The sequence below is a fragment of the Streptomyces sp. NPDC007095 genome (assembly GCF_040634475.1).
GTDB lineage: Bacteria > Actinomycetota > Actinomycetes > Streptomycetales > Streptomycetaceae > Streptomyces.
Window position 1 is genome coordinate 50,933 of the sequence record NZ_JBEYFS010000048.1, and the last position, 8,868, is coordinate 59,800.

Annotated in this window: 7 protein-coding genes and 2 pseudogenes; 4 read left to right on the plus strand and 5 right to left on the minus strand. The window is 67.0% G+C overall.

Going from position 1 to position 8,868, the window contains the following annotated elements; all coding sequences use genetic code 11:
* Positions 1–21: 21 nt before the first annotated feature.
* The 3 genes from ABZ656_RS18470 to ABZ656_RS18480 form a co-directional block, all read right to left on the minus strand.
* On the minus strand, positions 22–1,923 hold the full coding sequence (locus ABZ656_RS18470) for a glycoside hydrolase family 15 protein (RefSeq protein WP_360269227.1): 1,902 nt from the start codon (positions 1,921–1,923) through the stop codon (positions 22–24).
* An 89-nt stretch (positions 1,924–2,012) separates the two neighbouring features.
* A complete protein-coding gene (locus tag ABZ656_RS18475; protein ID WP_360269229.1) occupies positions 2,013–2,156 on the minus strand; it encodes a hypothetical protein in 144 nt (47 codons plus the stop codon).
* Positions 2,153–2,650, minus strand: coding sequence for a DUF6415 family natural product biosynthesis protein (locus tag ABZ656_RS18480; RefSeq protein ID WP_360269231.1), 498 nt, complete (start codon positions 2,648–2,650; stop codon positions 2,153–2,155). The genes ABZ656_RS18475 and ABZ656_RS18480 overlap by 4 nt, the downstream gene beginning before the upstream one ends.
* Before the next feature lie 189 nt (positions 2,651–2,839).
* Here ABZ656_RS18480 and ABZ656_RS18485 point away from each other — a divergent pair.
* A pseudogene (locus tag ABZ656_RS18485) lies at positions 2,840–3,184 on the plus strand (Tat pathway signal protein); the annotation flags it as partial.
* A gap of 556 nt (positions 3,185–3,740) precedes the next feature.
* Here the strand turns inward: ABZ656_RS18485 and ABZ656_RS18490 are convergent.
* The gene (locus ABZ656_RS18490) at positions 3,741–4,262 is read right to left on the minus strand and encodes a hypothetical protein (protein ID WP_360269233.1); all 522 of its coding nucleotides are present in this window, start codon (positions 4,260–4,262) and stop codon (positions 3,741–3,743) included.
* Positions 4,263–4,666: 404 nt separating this feature from the next.
* On the opposite strand from ABZ656_RS18490, the gene ABZ656_RS18495 reads away from it, so the two are divergent.
* Positions 4,667–6,001, plus strand: a complete 1,335-nt coding sequence (locus ABZ656_RS18495; protein ID WP_360269235.1) for a DNA-binding protein — start codon at positions 4,667–4,669, stop codon at positions 5,999–6,001.
* Here ABZ656_RS18495 and ABZ656_RS18500 read toward each other — a convergent pair whose 3' ends face one another.
* A complete protein-coding gene (locus tag ABZ656_RS18500) occupies positions 6,002–7,015 on the minus strand; it encodes an NAD-dependent epimerase/dehydratase family protein (protein WP_360269237.1) in 1,014 nt (337 codons plus the stop codon). It lies immediately after the preceding gene.
* A gap of 739 nt (positions 7,016–7,754) precedes the next feature.
* On the opposite strand from ABZ656_RS18500, the gene ABZ656_RS18505 reads away from it, so the two are divergent.
* Together ABZ656_RS18505 and ABZ656_RS18510 are read left to right on the plus strand one after the other, a co-directional pair.
* The gene (locus ABZ656_RS18505; protein WP_360269239.1) at positions 7,755–8,468 is read left to right on the plus strand and encodes a hypothetical protein; all 714 of its coding nucleotides are present in this window, start codon (positions 7,755–7,757) and stop codon (positions 8,466–8,468) included.
* Between the two features lie 27 nt (positions 8,469–8,495).
* Positions 8,496–8,771, plus strand: a pseudogene (locus ABZ656_RS18510) (helix-turn-helix domain-containing protein); the annotation flags it as partial.
* Positions 8,772–8,868 lie beyond the last annotated feature (97 nt).

The following is an 8,868-nucleotide window of genomic DNA, read 5'->3' on the forward strand; positions in this document are numbered from 1 at the left end:
TCCTCGTCAGGGTGGGGGTGGCTAAGCGTGCTGCGGCGTCAGGTCTGCGCAGGTCTGGCGTGTGCTGCGTGAGGTCGAGCGGGGCGTCGGAACCGCGACCACGCCGCGGTGGTGGGAGGACTGCGTCGCCAGGAGCTGAAGGAGCCGGGCGCTCTGGATCAGGCCCATGTGGCTGAACGCCTGCGGGAAGTTGCCGAGCTGGCGCTGCTGGACGGGGTCGTACTCCTCGGCCAGGAGCCCGAGGTCGTTGCGCAGCGCGAGGAGGCGTTCGAATAGGGCGTGGGCCTCGTCCAGTCGGCCGGTCAGGGCCAGGGCGTCGACGAGCCAGAAGGAGCAGAGGACGAATGTGCCCTCGTCTCCGGTCAGGCCGTCCACCCCGGCGTGGTCGCCGATGGTCGGGTACCGGCGAACGAGCCCGTCCGGGGTGGAGAGTTCACGACGTACCGCGTCCACGGTGCCGACGACGCGCGGATCGTCCGGCGGCAGGAAGCCGACGCGGGGGATCAGCAGCGTGGCGGCATCCAGCTCCTGCGAGCCGTAGGACTGGGTGAAGGTGTTGCGCACCGGGTCAAAGCCCTTGGTGCAGACTTCGTGGTGGATCTTCGCCCGCAGTTCGGCCAAGTAGTCCAGGTCCATGTGGAGGGAGCCGGCCTCCACCAAGCGGATGGTGCGGTCGATCGCCACCCAGGCCATCACCTTCGAGTGCACGAAGTGCCGGCGTGCCCTGCGAATCTCCCAGATCCCCTCGTCGGGATCCTGCCAGCGCTGTGCCAGGTGCTCGACGAGTCGCTGGTGCAGCACGGCGGTGTCGGCGCAGTGGGCCACACCGCTCTCGTGCGCGAGGTACAGGGTCTCGATCACCTCGCCGTACACGTCGAGCTGCAGCTGGTCGGCTGCCCCATTGCCGACCCGCACCGGGGCTGATCCCTCGTACCCGGGCAGCCAGGGCAACACCCGCTCCCGCAGGTCACGCTCCCCGGTGATCCCGTACATGATCTGCAGGTTCTCCGGATCGCCGGCCACGGCTCGCAGGAGCCATCGCCGCCATGCCTGCGCCTCCTGCCGGTATCCGGTTCCCAGCAGCGCGGCCAGCGTCGTGGAGGCGTCCCGTAACCAGGTGAAGCGATAGTCCCAGTTCCGATTTCCGCCGATCTCCTCGGGCAGCGACGTGGTCGGCGCCGCGACGATCCCACCGCTCGGCCCGTACTTCATCGCCTTCAGCGCGATCGATGAACGGACCACGGGTTCGCGATAGGGCCCCTCGTAGGTGCACTCCCGTGTCCAGTCCCGCCAGAAGGTGAGCGTCTCGCTGAGCGCGGCCTCCGGGTCGGGAACGTCGGGCGCCGTCGCGTGGGACGGGCACCAACTGAGGACGAACGCCACGCTCTGCCCGGCGGCGACGGAGAAGGCACTGACGATGACGCCGTCCTTCTCCACCTGCTGGACGCAGGTGTCGAGCCACAGAGCGTCCGCGCCAGCCTCCGCGACCATGCGCCCACCGACCTCGTGAATCCACGGGCTGACGCCGCCGTACCCCGGCCGCGGACGCATGGCCGAGACCATGGAGACCTCACCGGTCAGGCCCTCGACGATCCGGATCACCTGCGGTGCCCCGTCGCGCGGTGGCATGAAGTCCAGGACGCGGACCGAACCGGCCTGGGTGCGCCATACCGATTCAAGGACGAGCGAGTCACCGCGGAACCGGCGCTCGGCGACTGCTTCGGAGCTGGAACGGCCAGCGGGAGCGGCCGGAGCGATCCGCCAGGTGCCGTGTTTCTGCGTGCCGAGCAGGCTGGCGAAGACGGCCGGCGAGTCGAACCGGGGCAGGCACAGCCAGTCGATCGAACCGTCGTCGCAGACGTGGGCACTGGTCTGCATGTCGCCGATCAGGCCGTAATGCTCGATACGCGGAAGGCGCTTCATCGTGTGGATCTCCGTAGGCCCCGCGGATCCGGGGATGGCTTCGGGGCCGCCGCAGCGGCCGGGAACGGTAGGAACGAGAGGCACCGGTGTCACCGGGGCGGGGAAGGGGCGATCTGAGACGGCGGGGACTCCTCGCCGGGCGCAGCAGGGCCGGTTGCGCGCTTGCCCCGCAGAACAAGCCAGGCCATCGGCACGAGGATCAGCCCGATGACGACGGCTCCGGTCGCCGTCATGTCCGCGGCACCGAAGCGGCCCAGACCAAGCAGGCGAGGGCAACAGCGAAGACCGCCCCGCGCAGCACGTTGATCCTCGGCTTCCGCCAACGCCGCCTGCGCCTCGGGAGCATCGCCCCGGGACCGACGCGCTCCACATACGCGACCAGTTCCTGGGTCGCTTCGGCGAGCTGGACCAGGTACACCCGGCTGGGCATGTAGCCCTCGGGAATGCTTTCGGAGCAGAGCCGGTGCGCGCACAGCAGGACAGGGCTGCCCGAAGCGGTCCGTGCTCCCAACTGGGCAACGTGACCGCGCAGAAGACGAACGAGGGCCTCCACATCGGCAGCGCTCTCGGGCAGCGGTGAATCCTCGCTCAGTACGAGCGTCACTGTCTTCGACGCGGCCACCACGTGATTCCGCTGCGGCGTTGGCTCCGCGGTGGCGGGCCTTTGCCGTCCGCTCCCGTCCACGCGCTGGATGTCGCCTCGGCGAGGGACCAGCGAAAGACGCATGACGCAACTCCTGTTCGGATCAAGCCAAAGTGAGCTGAGATCGCCGAGTGGTTCCGACGGCTGACGTGAGAAGTGAGTGATCTGGCCGCTACGTTGAGCGAACCGTGAATCCCGTCTGAGGGGTATGCGTGCGCGGGCCGGAAGGCCGCCAAAGGCGCCAAAGATCATTTCGGAACCGAGGGGCAGTCCATGGCCCGTGAGCGAAACGTCGCCCTCGCCGCACTTCTGCGCGAAGCAGGCTGGTCCCAGCCGCAAGCAGCCGCTGCCGTTTCCCGGGTGGCCGCGGAGTGCGGGGTGCGTGAGCTGGAGGGGATCTCCCGCTCGCACATTTCCATGTGGGTCCTGGGCACGAAGCCGAGTGGCAGAGCGCCGCATATCCTGCGCGAGACGCTGTCCCGCAGACTTGGCCGCCGTCTCACCCCGGCCGACCTCGGGCTGGAAGAAGAGCCGACAGGCACGATCGACAGTGGTTCCGACTGGAGCGTCGACCCTCTGACCGCACTGGCCGAGCTGGGAAGCGACGATCTCGACATGGTCTGGATCCGAAGTGGGCGAGGGGCGGAGCTCTGCCTCGGCGGCTCGCATAGAGGAGTCGCCGAGGCAGTTCGAGCCGCCACTCGCCGACAAGGGCGGTTCGTCCAGGTGTGGCACGCCGTGGCGTGCCACATGGGCATCGTCCAAGGGATGCGGAGTCACCAGTGTCGCCCCACAGGACCCGGTCGGGACGTCCTGGGACGTCCCAGGAATCGAATCAACGTTCCGACCGAAAATGCCGTCGGAAAGCCGCTGTTGTGCAAAGCAGCGCTGGCTTGCCAGACGGGTGAACTGGCGGGCTGCGACGTCCTGCCGCTCGTCCTCCCTCCGCCCGCGGTGTCGGAGGCAGCGGCTGGAGTGTGGTCGGCGGGAGAGGCAACGTGTTCTCGACCGGGGTGCTGAGTGGGTGAGCGCATGGACGAGGAGCTGCACGGGCTCGATGAGCCTGTCGCGGAACTGCTCCAGCTTCTCGGCCTTCGGTGGGCAGCTGCCCCACACGTCGAGGCCAGCCGTGTACGCGTCTCGGATCGTGGCGGCGTCGATCGAGTCGTCCTCGTTACTCATCGGCTTCCCTCTCCGCCTGGGCGCGCCGGGACCGGGCGACCGTGAGGAACTGGGACACCGTGTCCGGGACGGTGAGGGTGCCGGGACCATCCATCGGGACGCACCAGTACGAGCGCACGTCCTCCGGTTCGGTGGCTTCGAGCGGTGGCACGCCGAGGAAGCAGCCGCGCCCGAGGAACTCTGCCTCCGGATCACGGCGTGAGGTCCACTCGTAGCGCTGCCCGGTGCTCACCGGTACGAGGACGTAGTACCGCTGGGTGTACAGGTCCATGAACACCGGGCCGCCCTGCAACGCTTCGGCGAGGAAGGCGTCAATCTCCCGAGTGTTGTCCGTGCCGGCTGCTGCGCGTACCAAGTTGGCGGAGATCCGGACCGCGCCGAAGATGCCACCGCACCGAAGGAGCGCGATCCCGCTCTCCTGCCACTGTGCCGTAGCCTCGCTCACGTCCGGCGCCGCTACCAGGAGCCAGGCACGGACGGCGATTTCACGGTCCTGCCGGGAGTGCACAAGCACGCCAGTCCCGGCCTCTACGGGCGCGCGTACCTCTTCTCTCACCGCACAGCCTCCGGTGTCGGGCGCAGTACGTTCGCAACGGCCGCGATCGTGTCAGCGGTGGTGGGGGTGACAGTGCGCTGTAGGGGCGGGCTCACGAGGGACTCCCTGGATCAGCTGGTGCTTAGACGTGCACCTTCAGCGGGGGGTTGGCTGATCAGCGTTCTCCTGTGACCCGTAGCTCCGCCATGTCCTAGGAAGTTGCCTCTGGGGCGCTTCTGAGTGACGGACATAGCCTCCGGGTAGCTTTGAAGTTGCTTCTATTCAGGACGTGTTGCGGTTGGGGGAGTCGGAGGTATCCCCTTCCCGAGAAGGGATTGATCCGAGGACGCGCCAGATGAACGGCGCTGGAGACTGGGGGCGGTATGAGCGGCGAGCCGAACACACTGCTCAAGTTGCTGTGTGACCGGGAGCGGCTGACATACCGCAAGTTCAATGAGCGGTTCACGCAGACCGGCGTGGATTTGTTCGGCCGGAACCCCAACAATCCAACCTGCGGAGAACCTCAGTTCCGTCGTTGGACGGCTGGCCGGCTCGTGGGCCTGCCCGGAGCGGAGACGTGCGCGATTCTTGAGCGCATGTTCCCCGAATACACCGCGGAGCAGCTGTTCGCGCACCCGTCTGAGGTCTTCGACCCCCAGGTACCCGCATACGATCCGGATCTGGAAGAGCGAATCGGAATGACCGCACGTGATGCCCATGAGGCCGCCGACGCAACCGCCGGCGTGTCCATCTCTGACAACACCATTGACGAGCTCCACGACCAGGTCGTCGCCCTCGCGCGAAGCTATCACCGCCTCGCGCCGGTGAGGGCCTTCGAGGAGGCCGAGGAACTGCGCGGGAAGGTTGAGGACCAGCGGGACCGCACGCAGGTGCCCGCGCAGCTCCAAGCCCTGATGATCCTCAACGGCCAGGTGGCGGCTCTATTGGCCTCCGCCGCCTTCGACCTCGGCTACCTGCGGCACGCGAGGACCTTCGCCCGCACCGCCGCCCTGTTCGGAGAGACCACACGGTTCGTGCCGTTGCGAGCCTTCGCGGATGGGACCCTGGCGTACATCGCATACCACGCGGGCGACATTTCTGAGGCCGTGGCCAAAGCCGATCGCGCCCTCTCCTACGGCGGACTCGGCGACATCGCACAGCGCCGCCTCCATGCGATTCAGGGACGCGCGTATGCGCACCTCGGCGACATCGCGTCTGCGCAGCGCGCAATCAGTCTCTCCGAGGAAGCCGGCCGCGACCGCGTGGACGAGCTCCACGATGTGGTGGGCGGCGAGTTCGGGTTCACCGCCGAGCGGCTGGCCATGTCCAATAGCACTACCGCCCTCATCATCGGCGACAGCGGCCAGGCCGAGGCCGCTGCGCGCCGAGCGCTTTCCCTCCTCGGGCAGCGGTCACAGGACGCCCAGTCGGCGCACGTTCGGGGAGGTGCGGCGGCCGACTTGGCGATGGCACGCCTTCTGGGAAACGACGTGGAGGGAGCCGCCGAGGCGCTGGGGCCGGTGTGGGAGATCCCGAGCGAGCAGCGGATGACAGGCATCGTGGTGCGCACGGCCCGTATCCATCGCCACCTCTCAAGGCCGACGTACCACGGCGCGCAACTTCCCGGACAACTCCGCGAACGGATCGAGGACTTCAACCGCGCTTCCCCACCACATCAGATCGGCCCGCACGTCGGGCTGCTCGCCATCGAAGCCTGATCACAGCGAGGCGAGGATCTTCGCCTCCTTCTCCGCGGCGATCCCGTGTTCCGCCCACCGAGGGTTGTCCACGGGACGCCCATCCCGGGCAAGCCACGCCCAGGTGTCCCGGATCGTCTCAGCGATAGACCGACAGCGCAGGCCCGCGGCGACGGCGCGCCTCGAGTCGACGGACCACACGCCGGCGTGCGTGCGCCACAACGGCAGCTCCGTCCATTGCTTCACGCCGTGCTCGATCAGAACGTCCGGCTCTACCCATACCGGGGTCCCAGTACTGTCCGTCACCGTCAGGCACTCACCGAGGAAGTCGGCGAAGGAGATCCCCTCAGGGTGGGTGACGTTGTAGCCGCCGCCAGTCGCGCTCGCGGCCTGGTCCAGCGCGAACTCAGCGACATCACGGACGTCGACCGGCTGGATACGTTGCTCGGCCGGCGCCGGGGCCACGATGCGCCCGCCGCGCTTTGCCCGATTCAGCCACCAGGGGAGGCGGCCGACGTATTCATCGGGTCCGAGGATCACCCCTGGCCTCAGGAACACCGCGGCATCCCCGAAGGCTTCGGTGACAGCGCGCTCGCCGCCGGCCTTCTGGAATCCGTAGACCGTTGGGCTCCCGCTTTCGCCCGTGTACCCATAGGTATCGTCCGCGTCCGCAGGGCACTCCAGTAGTGGTGAGGCATCCGTCAACGGCTGGTGCGGCCACCCTTGGTAGACGGAGACGGTAGAGATGTGGACCCAACGCCGGGCCTGGCCCCGCAGGGCGGTGGCGGCCAACAAGACATCTCGCGGCGCGAAGTCGGAACTGGACGTATCGATCACGGCATCCCACGCACCGTGTTGAGCGAGCCGGTCCAGGTCCTCACGGACTGTACGGTCACCATGGACCTGTTGCACACCTCCGACATCGGAGCCTGACCGTCCGCGGTTGAAGGTGGTGACGTCCCACCCCCTCGCAAGTGCTCGCTCTGCAATGGACTTCCCCAGAAACCAGGTTCCGCCGATAACCAAAATGCGCATGCCACCGATCCTGCCCTTACAAGGGGATACGGGGGAAGTGCCGCCCCGGCCCTCCCGAGCGGGGGCAGCAGTGCGTACGCGCCGGACTCCTGTGTGGGAGGACGGTGTCAGGCGTTGTAACTTTCACCTGCGCGAGCGGATCACGACTACCTCGCGGGCATGGCGATCTCGGCTGTACAGCATTGTGATCGTCCGCATCGCCCGCGCTGGCCAATAGAAGGCAGCCGTCTGTGAGGTCCTCGTATCCCGGTGGCGCGTTGGCAACGGAGTGTCGGCCGTCCGCGCGATGCCGGCCGAGCAGCTCATCGCGAGCTGTTCCTCACCTTGGGCTCTCCCATGGCGCTGCCCCGCGCCGTCTCCGAACGCCTCATCCCCTCGCTGCAGGGCGCCGGCCCGGAACGACGGGGAACGCACCCGCCCGGAAAACGCGATGGGTCAACATCGCCGACCCCGGTGACCCCGTAGCCATCCCACCTCAACTAGGCCGATTTTTCGACGGGATCGCCCTGGACCACACCACCGTCATCAACCCCCTGTTCGGCTTCCACCACGCCGAGAACTACCTGCGATCCGCAACCACCACCGCCACCATCGCCCCCTACCTAAAACTATTGCCGCATCAGGCAACGTTCGCCCTCACCAGTGAGAGCTGGCTTCGCCCACCCGTTGCAAGGGGTGTCAGTGGGCGGTGCGATGCTGACGCCGACAACTCCGCTCACGATGATCAAAGGGGGGGCCGATGCCTGGTGAACGATCAGGGCCTGACTTGTCCTCGATCGGCTTCGACTCTGAGTGGTGTGCCACGGACCTGGGTGCATACCGGACCTGCCGCTACACCTACGAGTACTACCCGTACGAGAGTCTGCCACCTCTCGACTCCACCCAGTTCACGGGCGTCTTTCAATGGCTCGGTGGTACCGGCGAACCTGTTCCCGAACAGGTCACGGCGCTCAATCGCTTGGCAGAGGACGTGTCGGCCAGAGGCTTGACGCTGCCGCGGGACTTCGCCACCTTCCAGGCCGACTCGAAGCTGCACTACTCGCTGGACGAGGTCTCGGTGACCGGCTGCTGGACCGATATCTCAGAGCCCTTGCCCAGTCCGGTCGATCCTGGAGCCTTCCTCGTGCGATTCCTGCGGGATCAACAGGACTGCGTCATCTGGTACCTCTACCTCCGTTCTTCGGGTGAGGCGTTCGTGGTGCACTCCTATCTCGACTACGAATACGAGTACGAGGCACGGCGCGATGGGGAAGAGACGGAGACCAATCTCGACGATCCGGAGGAGCAAAGGGCCGCAATCCTCTGGTGTGCACCTTCGTTCGAGGAGTTCGCCCATCGGTTCTGGATCGAGAACCGTCTGTGGCATGCCCTCAACGGAAATGACCTGTCCGGGCTCGAGCCTCAGTTGCGTGACTACTTGCGCCACTACGCGCCGCCCGGAATACCCGCATGACCGTGCGCTGAACGAGATCATGTGCGGATGGCAGAGCAGGTACGGGTTCGCGGATTCGATGACGGCGAGGGGCGGCGCTTGCTGCGTATCGTCCGCAGGGGCACCGGGTCGGTGGTGACCTGGCGGCGGGCTCAGATGGTGCTGCTGTCCGCGCAGCGCATGACCGTGGCGAAGATCGTTGAGGTGACGTTCACCAGTGAAGACCGGGTCCGGGATGTCATCCACAACTTCAACGCTGACGGCTTCGACTCCCTTTACCCGAAGTACAAGGGAGGCCGGCCCAAGAAGTTCACGCTGCCCGAACGTGAAGCTTCCCCGTGATCTCGGACACGTAATGGCTATGCCGCGAGGGTGTGTTGATGCCGCTGCCTGGTCTCAGCCGGGGTGAGGTAGCCGAAGA